General features: G+C 46.1%; 17 protein-coding genes. 12 read left to right on the forward strand and 5 right to left on the reverse strand.

The annotated features are described in order from the left end of the window. The first annotated feature begins 364 nt into the window (after positions 1-364). The 9 genes from GY843_RS09130 to GY843_RS09170 all read left to right on the forward strand — a co-directional run bounded on the left by GY843_RS09130 (position 365) and on the right by GY843_RS09170 (position 9,325). Positions 365-880: an FxsA family protein gene (locus GY843_RS09130; RefSeq protein ID WP_297308797.1), complete on the forward strand. Its 516-nt coding sequence runs from the start codon at positions 365-367 to the stop codon at positions 878-880. A gap of 160 nt (positions 881-1,040) precedes the next feature. After that, positions 1,041-1,328, forward strand: a complete 288-nt coding sequence (gene groES, locus GY843_RS09135; protein WP_007022375.1) for a co-chaperone GroES — start codon at positions 1,041-1,043, stop codon at positions 1,326-1,328. Positions 1,329-1,400: 72 nt separating this feature from the next. Beyond that, on the forward strand, positions 1,401-3,047 hold the full coding sequence (gene groL, locus GY843_RS09140; RefSeq protein ID WP_297308801.1) for a chaperonin GroEL: 1,647 nt from the start codon (positions 1,401-1,403) through the stop codon (positions 3,045-3,047). A 112-nt stretch (positions 3,048-3,159) separates the two neighbouring features. Further along, on the forward strand, positions 3,160-4,074 hold the full coding sequence (locus GY843_RS09145; protein ID WP_297308803.1) for a hypothetical protein: 915 nt from the start codon (positions 3,160-3,162) through the stop codon (positions 4,072-4,074). A 105-nt stretch (positions 4,075-4,179) separates the two neighbouring features. Continuing rightward, positions 4,180-4,740 (forward strand): RNA 2',3'-cyclic phosphodiesterase, encoded by a 561-nt coding sequence (gene thpR, locus GY843_RS09150; RefSeq protein ID WP_297308805.1) that lies wholly within the window; start codon positions 4,180-4,182, stop codon positions 4,738-4,740. 51 nt (positions 4,741-4,791) lie between these two features. Further along, positions 4,792-6,168, forward strand: a complete 1,377-nt coding sequence (gene yegQ / locus GY843_RS09155) for a tRNA 5-hydroxyuridine modification protein YegQ (RefSeq protein ID WP_297308807.1) — start codon at positions 4,792-4,794, stop codon at positions 6,166-6,168. Positions 6,169-6,181: 13 nt separating this feature from the next. After that, the gene (locus tag GY843_RS09160; RefSeq protein WP_297308809.1) at positions 6,182-7,036 is read left to right on the forward strand and encodes a prenyltransferase; all 855 of its coding nucleotides are present in this window, start codon (positions 6,182-6,184) and stop codon (positions 7,034-7,036) included. Positions 7,037-7,229: 193 nt separating this feature from the next. After that, complete coding sequence (locus tag GY843_RS09165) at positions 7,230-8,735, forward strand: fumarate hydratase (RefSeq protein ID WP_297308811.1); 1,506 nt, start codon at positions 7,230-7,232, stop codon at positions 8,733-8,735. A gap of 212 nt (positions 8,736-8,947) precedes the next feature. Then, positions 8,948-9,325: a c-type cytochrome gene (locus GY843_RS09170; protein ID WP_297308813.1), complete on the forward strand. Its 378-nt coding sequence runs from the start codon at positions 8,948-8,950 to the stop codon at positions 9,323-9,325. Between the two features lie 73 nt (positions 9,326-9,398). Here the strand turns inward: GY843_RS09170 and GY843_RS09175 are convergent, their stop codons facing one another. Then, positions 9,399-9,782: a hemerythrin domain-containing protein gene (locus GY843_RS09175; protein WP_297308815.1), complete on the reverse strand. Its 384-nt coding sequence runs from the start codon at positions 9,780-9,782 to the stop codon at positions 9,399-9,401. A gap of 151 nt (positions 9,783-9,933) precedes the next feature. Beyond that, positions 9,934-10,254, reverse strand: a complete 321-nt coding sequence (locus GY843_RS09180) for a hypothetical protein (RefSeq protein WP_297308817.1) — start codon at positions 10,252-10,254, stop codon at positions 9,934-9,936. Between the two features lie 128 nt (positions 10,255-10,382). Between GY843_RS09180 and GY843_RS09185 the strand changes: the two genes are divergently transcribed. Beyond that, positions 10,383-10,859, forward strand: a complete 477-nt coding sequence (locus GY843_RS09185; RefSeq protein ID WP_297308819.1) for a flavodoxin — start codon at positions 10,383-10,385, stop codon at positions 10,857-10,859. Positions 10,860-10,864: 5 nt separating this feature from the next. On the opposite strand, the gene GY843_RS09190 is transcribed toward GY843_RS09185, so the two are convergent. Genes GY843_RS09190 through GY843_RS09200 form a run of 3 tightly spaced genes read right to left on the reverse strand, consistent with a single transcriptional unit; the run spans position 10,865 to position 13,880 of the window. Then, complete coding sequence (locus GY843_RS09190) at positions 10,865-11,476, reverse strand: alpha-ketoglutarate-dependent dioxygenase AlkB (protein ID WP_297308821.1); 612 nt, start codon at positions 11,474-11,476, stop codon at positions 10,865-10,867. Continuing rightward, positions 11,473-12,351, reverse strand: a complete 879-nt coding sequence (locus GY843_RS09195) for a ribose-phosphate pyrophosphokinase (protein ID WP_297308823.1) — start codon at positions 12,349-12,351, stop codon at positions 11,473-11,475. The genes GY843_RS09190 and GY843_RS09195 overlap by 4 nt, the downstream gene beginning before the upstream one ends. Positions 12,352-12,356: 5 nt before the next feature. Next, positions 12,357-13,880 carry a thymidine phosphorylase family protein gene (locus GY843_RS09200; RefSeq protein ID WP_297308825.1) on the reverse strand — a complete coding sequence of 508 codons (1,524 nt, stop codon included), beginning with the start codon at positions 13,878-13,880 and terminating at the stop codon, positions 12,357-12,359. A gap of 83 nt (positions 13,881-13,963) precedes the next feature. Between GY843_RS09200 and GY843_RS09205 the strand changes: the two genes are divergently transcribed. Then, positions 13,964-14,311, forward strand: coding sequence for a 4a-hydroxytetrahydrobiopterin dehydratase (locus tag GY843_RS09205; RefSeq protein WP_297308827.1), 348 nt, complete (start codon positions 13,964-13,966; stop codon positions 14,309-14,311). Between the two features lie 198 nt (positions 14,312-14,509). Next, entirely contained in the window at positions 14,510-15,364 is an 855-nt protein-coding gene (gene purU, locus GY843_RS09210; RefSeq protein WP_297308829.1) for a formyltetrahydrofolate deformylase, read from the forward strand. The last annotated feature ends 262 nt before the right edge of the window (positions 15,365-15,626 follow it).

Here is a 15,626-nt window from a genome sequence, read left to right on the forward strand (position 1 = left end):
AGGATTACCCTTACTTCGGTTTGACTCTGTTTTTGTGCGTTGCGTCATTGTGCAGAATTTAAACTTATCTCGCTTTTGCAAAAAAGTCCATAAGTGGATACGGGTATTCATTTATCAATAGGTTTTATAAACTTAAGAACAGGAACTTTAGTCTTGTGTTGCGAATGCTAAGTCTATGAATGACTAGGTTTTTTTTGCAATGCATTATAGTGCTCGTACTTTGGTATTATTTAGTACTTGCTCATGAAACAGACAAAGACCATTTTATTACTGTGGGTATATAGGGCTTGAAATCCTGTTATTTACCTCTATCTATATAGTTCTAGTACCTAATATTTTGCGTCGAAGGGGTCTAATTAGGTTTATGAAGTTTCTTTTTCTGCTGTTCATCATTGTTCCTATCATTGAGATCACCGTTCTTATCAATGTAGGTGAGGCGATAGGTGCCTGGAACACGGTTGGATTAGTTTTGCTGTCTGCGTTTATCGGTGTGAATATGTTGCGCTATCAGGGACTGTCAACGCTAGCCCGCGCCCAACAACGTGCTAATCAGGGCGAAATCCCAGGTCAGGAAATGGTAGAAGGTATCGTGTTAGCGGTGGGTGGTGCTTTATTGGTGACTCCAGGCTTTGTCACGGATGTTATTGGTTTTAGCTGTCTTATCCCATATACCCGACAAGCATTTGCCAAAAGCTTGCTGAGTCGTTTTACCGTCATTGCAGCACAGCAACAGCATTCCGCTTCAGCTCAGTTTTATAGTAGTGATCCTTTTCAGCATCAGCCACATTCGCACCCTCATCAATCTGAAACGGGTAAACCTCGTTCAGGTAATGTCATCGATGGTGATGTGATTGATGGCGAATTTGAGCGAAAGGACTAACTTTTTTAATTTTTTTACCTTTTTTATAGACGAAGGTGTTGAATTCATTTTCTGCGCCCCAGCTAAGCAATTCAAAGGGCAAGAATATCGGTTGTAGGCCTGCCCAATTCCAAATAACAAATGTTGATTTTGATCAGACAAAGATCAGGAGAAGAAACAGATGAAAATTCGTCCACTTCACGATCGTGTAGTTGTTCGTCGTAACGAAGAAGAAGCTACTACAGCTAGTGGTATCGTACTGCCTGGTTCCGCACAGGAAAAACCAAACCAGGGTAAAGTTATCGCAGTTGGCGAAGGTCGTATTCTGAATAACGGTGAGCGTCAGGCGCTGACTGTTCAGGTTGGGGATACAGTACTGTTCGGTGGTTACGCGAACACAGTTAAAGTTGACGGCGAAGAGCTGTTGATTCTGAGCGAAAACGAAATTTACGGTGTACTGGAAGATTAATTCCGATTAATACCAGTTTAACTTTTCGTTCTTCGAACATTACTCAAAGAATTTTGATACAGGATTTTAAAAATGGCTAAAGAAGTACTATTTGGTAACGACGCTCGTCAGCGCATGCTGGCTGGTGTAAACATTCTGGCTGATGCTGTAAAAACTACTCTGGGCCCTAAAGGTCGTAACGTAGTTCTGGATAAATCTTTCGGCGCACCAACAGTAACTAAAGACGGTGTATCTGTAGCGAAAGAGATCGAGCTGGAAGACAAGTTCGAAAACATGGGCGCACAGATGGTTAAAGAAGTAGCGTCCCAGGCGAACGACGTAGCAGGTGACGGTACTACAACTGCAACAGTTCTGGCTCAGGCGATCGTTAACGAAGGTCTGAAATCTGTAGCTGCTGGCATGAACCCAATGGACCTGAAACGCGGTATCGACAAAGCTGCTGCTGCTGTTGTTGAACAGATCAAGGACATGGCTGTTCCATGTGCAGATAACAAAGCGATCGCTCAGGTAGGTACTATCTCTGCTAACGCTGACACACAGGTTGGTGAGATCATCGCTGAAGCGATGTCTAAAGTAGGTAAAGAAGGCGTTATCACTGTAGAAGAAGGTTCTGCACTGGAAAACGAACTGGACGTTGTAGAAGGTATGCAGTTCGACCGTGGTTACCTGTCTCCTTACTTCATCAACAACCAGGACAACATGTCTGCTGAAGTAGAGCAGCCATTTATCCTGCTAGCTGACAAGAAAATCTCTAACATCCGCGAACTGCTTCCAGTACTTGAGCACGTAGCTAAAGCTTCTCGCCCACTGCTGATCATCGCAGAAGACGTTGAAGGTGAAGCGCTGGCAACTCTGGTTGTAAACAACATGCGTGGCATCGTTAAAGTTGCGGCTGTTAAAGCACCTGGTTTCGGTGATCGTCGTAAGGCGATGCTGGAAGATATCGCTATCCTGACTGGCGGTACAGTGATCTCTGAAGAAGTTGGTCTGACTCTGGAAGAAGCAACTCTGGAACAGCTGGGCCAGGCGAAGCGTGTTTCTATCACTAAAGAAAACACAACGATCGTTGATGGTATTGGCGCTGCAGACGTAATCGAAGCACGTGTTAACCAGATCCGTGCGCAGATGGAAGAAACTTCTTCAGACTACGACCGCGAAAAACTGCAGGAGCGTGTTGCTAAGCTGGCAGGCGGTGTTGCAGTAATTAAGGTTGGTGCTGCGACTGAAGTTGAGATGAAAGAGAAGAAAGCTCGCGTAGAAGATGCTCTGCACGCGACTCGTGCTGCTGTTGAAGAAGGCGTAGTACCTGGCGGTGGTGTTGCTCTGATCCGTGCACTGGCTTCTGTTGGTGAACTGAAAGGTGAAAACCACGATCAGTCTGTAGGTGTAGAGCTGGCGTTCCGCGCTATGGAAGCTCCACTACGTCAGATCGTTGGTAACGCGGGCGAAGAAGGTTCTGTAATCGTATCTAAAGTACGTGAAGGCGAAGGTAACTTCGGTTTCAACGCTGCAAATGGCGAATACGGCGATATGATCGAAATGGGTATCCTAGACCCAGCTAAAGTTACTCGTTCTGCGCTGCAGGCTGCAGCTTCTGTTGCAGGCCTGATGATCACTACTGAAGCGATGGTTGCTGATAAGCCATCTGAAGGTGGTGCTCCAGCTATGCCAGATATGGGTGGCATGGGCGGTATGGGTGGCATGGGCGGCATGATGTAATATCATCCCCCCTAAGTCATTTCGTACGACAGAGAGCCTCGCATTTTGCGGGGCTTTTTGTTTCTGCGTAGAATAAGCCAAGTTTTATTTTTCTGAGAGTGAAGCCCGACTCATGAACCGTGATAACGACGATATACATGTACCTAATTTAGGCCCCGCTGAGCCTGAATCTGGCAGCAGAACAGCTGCGTCTAGGCCTGTAGCCCCTTCGCCTATTGAGGAGAATGAGTCATCGAATGGTGGTGGGTTAGTACAAACGCTGGTCATTATTATTTTGATCGCCTCGGTATCGGCTTTAGGTTATTTCGGTTTTGGTATGCATCAGGCGCAACAGGCCGATGAAACAACCTTTAAAAAAGCTCAGGAGCAGATTGACCAATTACAGGAGCTTCTCAAACAAGCAGAGAAGGGCGCTGCTGAGTCAGGTGAAAAGCTACAGGGTGATGTGACATCACTGGAATCAGCACTGAAGCAGAAAGATAAGCAGCTGGATTCTGAAATCGCCAAACTCTGGGTGATAGCGCACCAGAAAAACCAGCCGCAAATTGCCAAGCAGGGCAAAGAACTGGCGGCATTACAAAAAGAGCTTAAAAAACTGCAAGGCACCATTGCTGCGCAGAATAAGGACGTTAAATCTCTAAAGGCAACCATAGCTAAGCAGGATAAACAGCTTAAAGCTGTCGCTGATGCAAAAGCGGCAGCGAAATCAGATGCAGAAAAACTGAAGAAATCAGTTAAAGATGAAGTGGCTAAGTTGAGCAAACTGGTAGCGCGTATGGAAACTGAGATGCGTGCGAATGGTGAACTGATACAGGAGCAGCAGGATGAGATGTTGCAGACTCAGCGCAGTCAGACGGATCGAATTGTAAAGCTGGAAAGTCGCAGTACGTCTGAGCTGGAGCGTCGGGTTAAACTCAATGAGCAGTCGGTAAGAGCGTTTGATGGTACACGACGTCAGTTGAGTCAGGATCTGCTCCAGGTCAAACAGAAACTGAACAATATGCAGCTGCTGCTAGAGAAAAAGTAAAATTGGCTAAAAAATAGCCAGAAAATTGTGTGCTGGGGTTTGCTAAGTCGGGCCTCAGCAGGCAAAATACTCCATTCCTCAAAGACAGGGATAGATTTAACCTCCATGAAAATCCGTGCTTTTTTTGCACTGACGCTGCCTGATTCTGTTGTTCGTTGGTTAGCTGATCACGCTGATACATTGTGCGAGTTTGATCGTAAGACAGAGGTTAGCTGGGTAGATTCCGACCGTTACCATTTAACACTTTGCTTTCTGGGTGATATCGACCTAAATCAGGTTGATGATCTGGAGAAATGTGCACGGGAGAAACTGGCGAATGTCACTTCATTCCAGGTGCATATCAACTCAGCAGAGTATTATCGTGTGAATAAAAAGTTAGCTTTGGTTGCTGCCTTACCGGACGTAAATGAAGAGCTGGAAATTTTGCACGAGATTATGATTACGGTAGCCAAGGATTCCGGTATCAATTACGAGGAAGAAGATTTTAAACCCCATGTAACTTTGGGGCGTCTGCCGGGTAAGAACAAATTTAAGTCACCGACAAAATGGCCAGCTATCGATATGTTTAGCTTGGCTGATTCGGTGGTGCTGTTCCAGAGCAAACCCGGCGAAGACGGATCAATCTATACGCCGCTATTTGAGATCCCGCTAAAGGATCTTTCCTGATCTGAAATCAGAAATAGCACATTTAGACTCTTATAAAAGCCATCTCAAACTATGCTGAACCCAGAACTTTTGTCCCCTGCAGGGACACTGAAGAATATGAAATATGCGTTTGCCTATGGAGCAGACGCTGTATACGCCGGACAACCTCGCTACAGCCTGCGTGTTCGTAATAATGACTTTAATATGGATAACCTCCATGAGGGGATCGATCTTGCTCACCAGTTGGGTAAGAAGTTCTTCCTGGCGAGTAATATTCTTCCGCACAACAGTAAGCTAACAACTTATATTGATGACCTTCGTCCCGTGATTGCGATGGGACCGGATGCTTTGATCATGTCTGATCCAGGTTTGATCTATCTGGTGAAAGAGCATTTCCCTGATATCCCGATTCATCTGTCTGTTCAGGCTAATACCATGAACTGGGCTTCTGTTAAGTTCTGGCATTCTATGGGTGTTGAGCGTGTCATCCTGTCTCGTGAGCTGTCTCTGGATGAGGTAGAAGAGATTCGTCAGCGCTGCCCTGAGATGGAAATTGAAGTATTCGTTCACGGTGCGCTGTGTATCGCTTACTCGGGCCGTTGTCTGCTGTCTGGTTATATCAATAAGCGTGACCCTAACCAGGGTACTTGTACCAACAGCTGTCGCTGGAAATACGATGCTCACGAAGCCAAAGTTGATGACTCAGGTGATGTAGTTCCTGTTGAGCAGTTTGATCCAAATGCGGTACAGGAAGCTGAGAGCGAAAATCCTGCACTGGGTACTGGTAAGCCAACTGATCAGATCTTCCTGCTTCAGGAAGAGACGCGTCCTGGTGAATATATGCCAGCGTTTGAAGATGAGCATGGTACTTACATCATGAACTCAAAGGATCTGCGTGCGATCCAGCATGTACACCGTCTTGCTGAGATGGGTGTCGATTCTTTGAAGATCGAAGGGCGTACAAAATCCCACTACTATGTAGCACGTACTGCACAGGCTTATCGTAAGGCGATTGATGATGCAGTAGCAGGTAAACCATTCGATATGGGCCTGATGGATGAGCTGGAAAATCTGGCGAGTCGTGGTTACACCGAAGGTTTCTACCGTCGCCATGTGCATGATGAATATCAGAACTATGAGACGGGTAACTCTGTGGGCGTACATCAGCAGTTTGTTGGTGAAGTCATGGGTTACGCTGATGGCATGTTGGAGATCGATGTACGTAACCGCTTCCTTAAAGGTGATACGCTGGAGCTGATGACACCGCAGGGTAATCACAAGTTCAAGCTGGAAGAGATGATCGATAAGAAAGGTCAGTCAGCGGATGTGGCTCCGGGTTCTGGTCATGTGATGCGCATTCCAATGAATCTGGATGCTGATCCTGAATATGCATTGCTGATGCGTGATCTGCCTAACGCGCCTGAGTACAGTTCGCAGCAGCAGAAGTAAAACAGAAGTACATATGCAGCTGGAAAAATACCAGTTCAGGAAAGCTTTACGCCCATTCTCTTTCAGTGTGGCGCTGGTGGTTTGCCTGACTGGTATCGTTGCAGCCTATTCTGATGGTTATTCCAACCATCTGTTAGCGAGCCTTATCGTGATCGCTGGCCTGTTACTGCAGGCTGGCGTAAATCTTATTAACGACTATTCAGACCTTTCCTTGTTGGTAGGGGAACAATACATAGAAGTGCGTGGGTTAATCCGGCGTAATTTTCAGTATGGTCTTATCTGTTTCCTCTTGGCCGCAGTGCTAGGAATCTACCTTATTTACTCATCGGGTTTGCTCTTACTGCTTTTTGCCGTGATTGGGATACTGGGAGCTTTGGGTTACACACTGGAACCTATTAACTATAAACGCCGGGGATTAGCGGTGTTTCTGGTGTTCTGGCTTATGGGTGTGTTGATGGTTTCCGGCGCTTATTATGCTTTAAGTGCTCAGATTACCGCTGAGATACTGTTGATCTCCATTCCCGTAAGCCTCTATACATCACTTCTGCTGTTGAGTAATGAGCTACGTGATTTTGAAGATGATAGTGCCCACGGTATTAAAACCCTTACGGTGCGTATAGGTTTTAAGAATGCGTTGCTGACCTACTATATTTGTCTGGCCGCAATCTTTGGCATTGCTTTATTCTTCAGTTTTACTGGTCTTATTCCGCAAGCATGGTTGGTGCTGCTTGGTTTGCCTGTGGCGCTACTACCACTGCGTCATCTACATAGACCTGCGGTGCAACGTTGCCAACTAACCCCAGCTACAGGTAAAGCTTTTTTGATTTTTGGCCTGCTATATTGTTTCTCTATTAATGCTTCGCTCTAGATTTTATAGCGACTAAATAACTACCTGGCCTGAAACGCATCTCCTACCTTTTGGTGTATACTCATGCCCCAGATCAAGCTCTCCCCCAAGAGAGAGCATTAATGGGTGATGGTTCATGCAATCTGGTTGCAGGTTGTAGTGCTGACCAATCAAATACAAACCCTCAGACAAGAAGCCTACTGGGAGTCTCCGAATGAGCGTAATCCGTCAAGACGACTTAATCAGCAGCGTTGCTGATGCACTGCAGTTCATCTCTTATTACCATCCGCTTGATTTTGTACAAGGCGTTCATGAAGCCTATCTGAAGGAAGAAAATCCGGCTGCAAAAGATGCGATGGCGCAGATCCTGATTAACTCCCGTATGTGTGCTGAAGGTAAGCGTCCTATCTGTCAGGACACTGGTATCGTAACTGTATTCCTTAAAGTGGGTATGAACGTACAGTGGGATGCGACTATGAACGTTACTGACATGGTGAACGAAGGCGTGCGTCGTGCATACCTGAACCCAGATAACGTACTGCGTGCCTCCATTCTGGCAGATCCTGCAGGTAAGCGTCAGAACACTAAAGACAACACGCCAGCTGTAATCCACTACGAGATTGTGGACGGTGACGAAGTAGAAGTTCACGTTGCTGCAAAAGGTGGCGGTTCTGAGAACAAATCTAAGATGGTAATGCTGAACCCATCTGACAGTATCGTAGAGTGGGTTAAGAAAACTGTACCAACCATGGGTGCAGGCTGGTGTCCACCGGGTATGCTGGGTATAGGTATCGGTGGTACTGCTGAGAAAGCGGCAGTCATGGCGAAAGAATCCCTGATGGACCCAATCGATATTCACGAGCTACGTGAGCGCGGTCCACAGAACCGTGTTGAAGAGCTGCGTCTGGAAATCATGGATGCGGTAAACGATCTGGGTATAGGTGCTCAGGGCCTGGGTGGTCTGACAACTGTTCTGGACGTTAAGATTATGGATTGCCCAACGCATGCGGCTTCTCTGCCTATCTGCATGATCCCTAACTGTGCAGCAACACGTCACACTCATTTCACGCTGAACGGTAACGGTCCTGCGGTACTGACACCTCCAAGCCTGGATGACTGGCCGGAAGTGACGTTCGAAGTTGGTTCTAACACTCGCCGCGTAAATCTGGACGAAATTACACCAGAAGAGGTTAAAGAGTGGAAAGTAGGCGAAACCGTTCTTCTTAACGGTAAGATGCTGACTGGTCGTGATGCGGCGCACAAGAAAATGGTAGAAATGCTGAATAATGGCGAAGAACTACCAGTTGATCTGAAAGGTCGCTTTATCTACTACGTAGGCCCGGTTGATCCAGTTCGTGATGAGGTTGTAGGTCCTGCTGGTCCAACGACTTCTACCCGTATGGATAAGTTCACTCGTCAGGTTATCGAAAGCACTGGTCTGCTGGGCATGATCGGTAAATCTGAACGTGGTCCGGTTGCAATCGATGCAATCAAGGACAACGAAGCGGTGTACCTGATGGCTGTTGGCGGTGCTGCGTATCTAGTTTCTAAAGCAATCACAAATGCCGAAGTTCTGGCATTCCCTGAACTGGGTATGGAAGCGATCTACGAGTTTGAAGTAAAAGATATGCCGGTAACGGTAGCTGTTGATACTTCTGGTGAGTCGGTTCACACAACAGGTCCAGCTAAGTGGAAAGATATTATTGCTAAGCAAGCTTAAGCAGTAATAAATCAGAAATATAAAAACGTAGCCTTGGCTGCGTTTTTTTTGTTTTAAAACAATGGCTTAGTAATAGTATTGATACTTAAGTATTGTTCGATACTACTTTGGTTCTGGCTTATGAAAATCATGCGCAAGATCAACAGTTGTGCGGTGCGGTAGGGAATATACTTAGTTCATCATTTTTATTCATTTTTAGAGGGGAATGAAAAATGAAAACTAAATTGAGTCTACTGTTGGCTGCATCTATCTCTTTCTCAGCAGTAGCTGTAGCTGATGATCAAGCGATGATGGAAGCTGCTGGTAAAGAATTATTTAACAAATGTTCTGCTTGTCACTCTTTGGATGAAAGTAAGAATGCATTTGGTCCAAGCCTAATTGGTGTTGTTGGTCGTCAGGCTGCTGCACTGCCACGTTTCGCATACTCTGATGCGCTGAAGAACTCTGGTCTGACTTGGACTGATGAGAACCTGCGCAAGTGGATTGCTGGTAACGATGATTTCGTTCCTGGTACTCGTATGCGTCACGTTGAAATCACAGACAAAGCTGAACAGGATTACCTGATTGCTTATCTGAAAACACTTAAGTAATTTTTTTAATTATTCTAAGTGCATAAAAAAACCGCAGATCTTTCTGCGGTTTTTTTATGCCTCTTATACCCCATTATCTGCTTATATATTGGGTTAGCTTACTATCAACCTGGGTTGTATGAAGGGCAAACCACTGAAACAGAAAGTCAGAAAGTTCTTCTAGTGACAGCTGGTCATGGCGGTATTCAAAGGATTTTTCTTTTAAAGTGGCAAGAAGAATCTGATGTTCTTCCTTGTGTGAGGAATAATCCGGATACCCCGTATCAAGCATCAGGTTTTCTTCACTGATGAAGTGAAATTCAGCGTACTTTTCCACTTCCCTTAGTAACCGTAGTGCTCTCTCTTTATCTGATGCTAATTGGCTTACCGATTTGATCAGATCCAGAAAAATGCGGTGTTCAAAATCGATGCGTTCATGACCAAGTTCAAACTTTTTATCCCATTGTATTTTGATCAATTTGATAATCCTTGTTTAAGACCAGGAGGAAAAGGCATAGGGTATGAAGGGATATTACAGTAGATAGGGGACTAATCTACTGTTAATTATTAGATACAGCTGTGCCTATTACGCAAGACGCGTAATGAAATGCAAACTGATTTAGAACCTATTAAGACGCTTCTAGGATCTTGCGTTGCTCCGCTAAATAGCGAGGCATTGGTCCGGCATCTTCGTAGATCTCTTCACCATCCTCAATACGAATCACTTTGTTACCCTGAACATACGGCATTTTAGCTTCCAGTTCATTCAGTGCTTCGTGGATCAGAGTGGCGACCACATCATCCTTGGATAGTTTGTACATGCTTGCCAGGGCTTCAAGTTTGACTGAATCACCTTTGTAGATAGAAAGTGTTTCTGACTCCCTGCCTTTAATCTTTCTCGCACGTGTTTCCCATTCGCCCAGCAATCTGGATAAGCTTTCATTACCCATGATTTTCCCCTTCAGCATAGTGTTCATCTTTCAGTGTAGAAGGCCTTGAAGGGATTGCCAGTGGTCCTAGCGCCTGTAAAAGCTAATTTTACATTCCCTGCTGGAAGCCAGAGAAAATAAGGGGCAGAATGGACTTTTTCTCAGCGGTAGTTGTTATGGCGAACATCAAAATTCTGGTTGGTACTGTCTATGGAAATGCTCTGGAGGTTGCAGAGTTATGTCGGGACAAATTAACAGCAAAGGAACATCAGGTAACCTTGTACCGTCAGGCAGATATCGAGGATGTGATGGCTGATGAAACTGAGATCATTTTGGTCTCTACCTCTACGACTGGGCAGGGGGAGATTCCTGATAGTTTGTTGAAACTTTACTGTCAGCTTCAGGATCGTTCACCTGTTATGCCAGAAGTTCGTTATGGTCTGATCGCGCTGGGTGACAGTTCATATGATACTTATGCTGAGGCAGGTTACCTGATGGACGCGTTGTTGCAGAAGCTGCAGTTGCAGCGTATTGGCGCTCCACTGTTTATTGATGCCTGTGAAACCAGGGCTCCTTGTGAAGAGGCGGAGCTTTGGATAGAGGCCTGGGCCTCTCAACTGGGTTAAGTCGTTTATATAATTCTGCGAAAAGTTAGATTAATCCTCGGCTTGTGACAGACTTTGGTTTTGGGTAGTGAGTGTTGCCAGTTCTGTTGCACGCCCCTGCCCATCCACAGCAGTGAGCCTGAATTAAGCAGTAGCTCCGATTTTTCAGGGTTTGACTTGTCGGTGTTCTTGAACAGAAAGCGGCGTTTTGCACCCAGACTAATACTGGCGATGACTGGATTATCACCTAACTCCGGTTCATCGTCGCTGTGCCAACCCATGCTGTCCTGCCCGTTACGGTAGAGATTAAGTAGCACTGCATTGAACTCAACTCCTGTTTCCGCCTTGAGTTGATCTCTTAACTCTAAAACTGCTGGATGCCAGGATATGGCTGTTAAGTTTAATCCGGAGTATTTGTAGTTAATCTGATTATCGCCCATAAAGGCCTGTAGCCGGGGGATGGCTACGCTGCGTCCAAACATCATTATCTGATCCTGACGCCAGTCAATTTCTGACAAAAGTTGCTGCAACAACTGTTCTGCTTGAGAGGCTTTTAGAAAATTGGGAGCAAACCAGCAATCACAATCACTTAGGGATACATTGATCCTCCCGTGCTTAGTATTTTGCTGCTGAGTCAAAATTGCTGACCCACTTCCTCTGCAATGGCCCGACTTAGATCGATGGCATTGCTGGTGTGAATAACTGAATTGCAGGTTACCACCTGTGCCAGGTTTGAAAGGTTTTGATAGGCGGTATCAGAAAACAGTCCATGAACGGCAATACATACGGGTTTAGGTAGCTGTTCAGCGTAGAGATGTTCAACTGTTTCGATCATGGTCCGCCCGCTCGAGATAATGTCATCGACCAGCACCGGAGTGTGTTGCCGCCATTTCTCAACATCAGGGAGTGACACTTCCACATCATAATCCCCCCGGCGAATCTTGCTAAGAACCTGAAAAGGAGCGCCAGCCAGTTTCGCTACATGGGAAACCCACTGCTCACTTTCGCTGTCAGGTCCTATTAACAGGGGGCGCTTGATATTCTCTGAGATCCAGTTGGCTATCATGGGGGCTGCGTGCACAACTCGACCTTGTAACGTATAGATCTCATCTAGTGACTCGTAACGATGCAGATGCGGGTCTACAGTAACCAACCAGTCAAACTTATCAGAGAGTAGTTTGGCAAAAGGTCTGGAGCTAATGCATTCTCCAGGGTTAAAGCGTTTATCTTGGCGCATATAAGCCAGATAGGGCGTCACTATTCCAATTTTGGTAGCGCCTAATTCTCGTAAAGTAGCGGCAAGAAACAGTAAACGCAGTATCTTATCGTCGGGCTGATATAAATTGCAGAATACGACGACCGAACGGCCTTTGCAGGGAGTTAAAACGCGTAGATAGGTTTCTTTATCAGGGAACTGGCGTAATGAGATTTGACCCGTTTCAGCATCCAGCTGCTGTGCAATAGCGTTGGCTAAACTGCTGCTATCATCCAGATTAAACATCAATGGTTGCATGTCTATTATCCCTCCAATTCCAACAGTTGAATAATATCCGGATGATCCTCCAGATATTCAACGGCGTAGCTTAGTTCGCCAGAGCTTTCGGCATGAATCGTGAGTAGAGGTTGGTTGGGAGTAACCTTTTCGCCAATTTTAAAATGGAGATCGACACCTGCCGCTGGATCGGCTGGGGCTCCAGCCAGTTTGGCGACTTTAGCCAGCTTTCTGTTATCAATACAGGAAATGCGGCCATGGCTATGGCTGATCAACTCATAGCGGTATGGCGCAATCGGTGGATCTTTTAAGGCTCCCTGTGACAAGCAGATCGCCTGAAATTTTTCCCAGGCGGCACCTGATTCCAGTATTTTTATAGCTTTTTTATGCCCTTTGCCTTCAGCAGCCGCTTCAACCATCTCTAGCATAGCTCCTGCGACTTGAACTGCCCGATCCCGCAAATCTATAGGCATGGAGTCGCTGTTTTGTAACACCTCCAAAATATCCCTGGCTTCCAAAGCAGGGCCAATACCACGTCCAACCGGTTGGCTACCATCTGTAAACAGAGTGGTAATTGTTAATCCGAGTGTTTCTGAGACCGAGGTAAAGCTGCTAGCAAGTGCCTCTGCTGCTTCTTGGGTACGTACTTTTGCGGTGGGGCCGACAGGGATATCGATAACAACATGTGTTGCACCCGCCGCGATCTTTTTCGATAGAACAGAGGCAATCAATTGACCTTCACTATCAATATCCAGGGCACGTTCTACCTGAATCAAAAGGTCATCTGAGGGTGATAAACGTACGGAACCACCCCAGGCCAGACAACCACCTTCCTTCTCCACCACGGAACGCATTTGGTTCAGGCTCAGGCTAACATTGGTTAAGGTTTCCATGGTATCAGCAGTGCCGGCAGGGGAGGTGATAGCCCTTGAAGAGGTTTTGGGCATTGTCAGGCCCGCTGCGGCAAGAATTGAAACCACTATCGGCGTGGTACGGTTACCAGGCAGCCCTCCGACACAGTGCTTATCCACAACCATCGGTAAGCCCCATTCTATCTGGCTACCCGAGTTAACCATCGCCTGGGTAAGATCCGTAATCTCTCGAATATTGAGTTTGTCATCGCCGCAGGCGGTGATAAAAGCGGCCAGATGTACATCGGCGTAGCGCCCTTCAACGATATCCTCAATGATCTCTTTTAACTCTTGCTTGCTAAGTTCGTTACCGTAGACCTTGGAGCGTATATAAGAGAGTGATTGCACCGGTTTTGGATGAGATAGCCAGACTGATGTACCTTCGTGCAGGTCTAGTCTTTGCCAGGCTGACTCGGAGAAACCGATCTCGCCGGGTACCAATAATTCCCCGGTAATCATATGCAAGGTCGCAATCATATGGCTTTTTTCGGTACGAACAAGCACGCGGGATAAGGCAGAAAATCCCTCGGAGCGACAAACTGGGCTATCCTGACGAAGGTAGATCGTTAATTCCTGATGGGTGTCTAGACCTAAGCGGCAAGCACTTAAAGGGGTCATACGTTCTGGTATGTAGTTCATATACCTCACTCTCCTCTCTTATCTCAGTATATTGAGGATTTCAGAGATGGAAAGCTTTATGGATCAAATTGTTAGGTAATGTTATGAGTACAGAAACCGATCTGGCTAAGGAAGCTTGTGAAGCATGTCGAGCTGGGGCTCCCAAAGTCTCCGCATTGGATATACCTAAATTGATGACTCAGGTGCCCGAATGGGAAGTAGTAAACCATGAAGGGACTCTTATGTTGGAGAGGGAATATGAATTTCCCGATTTCGCAGGGGCACTGGCCTTTACGAATCGGGTGGGTCAATTAGCCGAGTCATTGCAGCATCATCCGGATATCCTTACCGCATGGGGTAGGGTAAAACTGGTTTGGTATACCCATAAAATTGGTGGATTGCATCGAAATGATTTTCGCTGTGCTGCCAAAAGTGATCAGTTATATACATAAGACTGCAGCATAGCAGTCTAGATACTCAAGTGCTGTGTTAAATCCCATCTCAAAATGCTCATCTACTCCAGTAGGCTGCGCTTTATCGATGAAATTTGCCTTGCCCTTAAGTATCTATCCTAGCTATTCAGTAGTCTTAGTCCATTCGGCACGCTAGAATACGCGCTTTAATTCTGTGCTATTGGAGTTGCGCGAAAAATGGAACGTAGATTCAGATTGGTTCTTTCATGCCCGGATCGGGTAGGTATTGTGGCGATGGTAAGTAACTTTATCTCTAGCCACGGAGGCTCAATCTCTGAAGCGAATCAGCACTCTGATGGCAGCACCGGCTGGTTTTTCATGCGTGTCGAGATCTATGCTGGGACTCTGCCGTTCTCTCTGGAAGAGCTTAAGGAAGCGTTTGCACCGATTGCTCAGTCTTTCAATATGGAGTGGAACATCTCAGATTCGGCTCAACCGAAAAAAGTGATTTTGATGGCAAGCCGCGAATCACACTGCTTGGCGGATCTGCTGTACCGCTACCATGAAGGTGAACTGGATTGTGAAATTCCTTGCGTTATCTCCAACCATGATGATCTGCGTAGCATGGTTGAATGGCACAAGATCCCTTACCACCACGTGTCGGTAGACAAAGAGAATAAGCAGCCTCACTTTGAGGAAGTCAGCCGACTAATCCGTGAATATCAAGCGGACACAGTGGTGCTAGCCCGTTATATGCAAATTCTGCCAGCAGATGTATGTGCTGAATATGCTGGCCGAATTATTAATATCCATCATAGTTTCCTTCCATCTTTTGCCGGTGCTAAGCCTTATCATCAGGCCCATGAACGTGGTGTGAAACTGATTGGCGCAACTTGTCACTATGTAACCGAAGATCTCGATGCGGGCCCAATCATCGATCAGGATGTAATTCGCATCAGTCACCGTGATGTACCTGAAGACATGGTTCGTCTTGGCCGTGATGTTGAGAAGACGGTATTGTCCAGAGGTTTACGCTGGCATCTGGAAGATCGCATCTTAGTACATGGTAATAAGACAGTAGTATTCAATTAGTTGCTTAGTATCACACCGATTCACTTGCGGCTGAGCTAGTATAGGTGTAAACATAAACCTATGTGAGCAGCTTTTAATATTACTAAGCATCAGTTAGATACTGGATAGATGTTTAGTAAGGTAAAGGCGAGTGGAATTTCTCGGTGGGTTATACCAATCTGCCGGTCTTGGAGGAATGGTAATGTTAAGATCTGTGAAAGCTCAGGATTACATGTGTGAAGACCTGATCACGTTCACTCCGGAAACGGATCTTTTTGAAGCG

Origin of the sequence: Neptuniibacter sp., from assembly GCF_024231755.1 — a bacterium.
Lineage (GTDB): Bacteria > Pseudomonadota > Gammaproteobacteria > Pseudomonadales > Balneatricaceae > Neptuniibacter.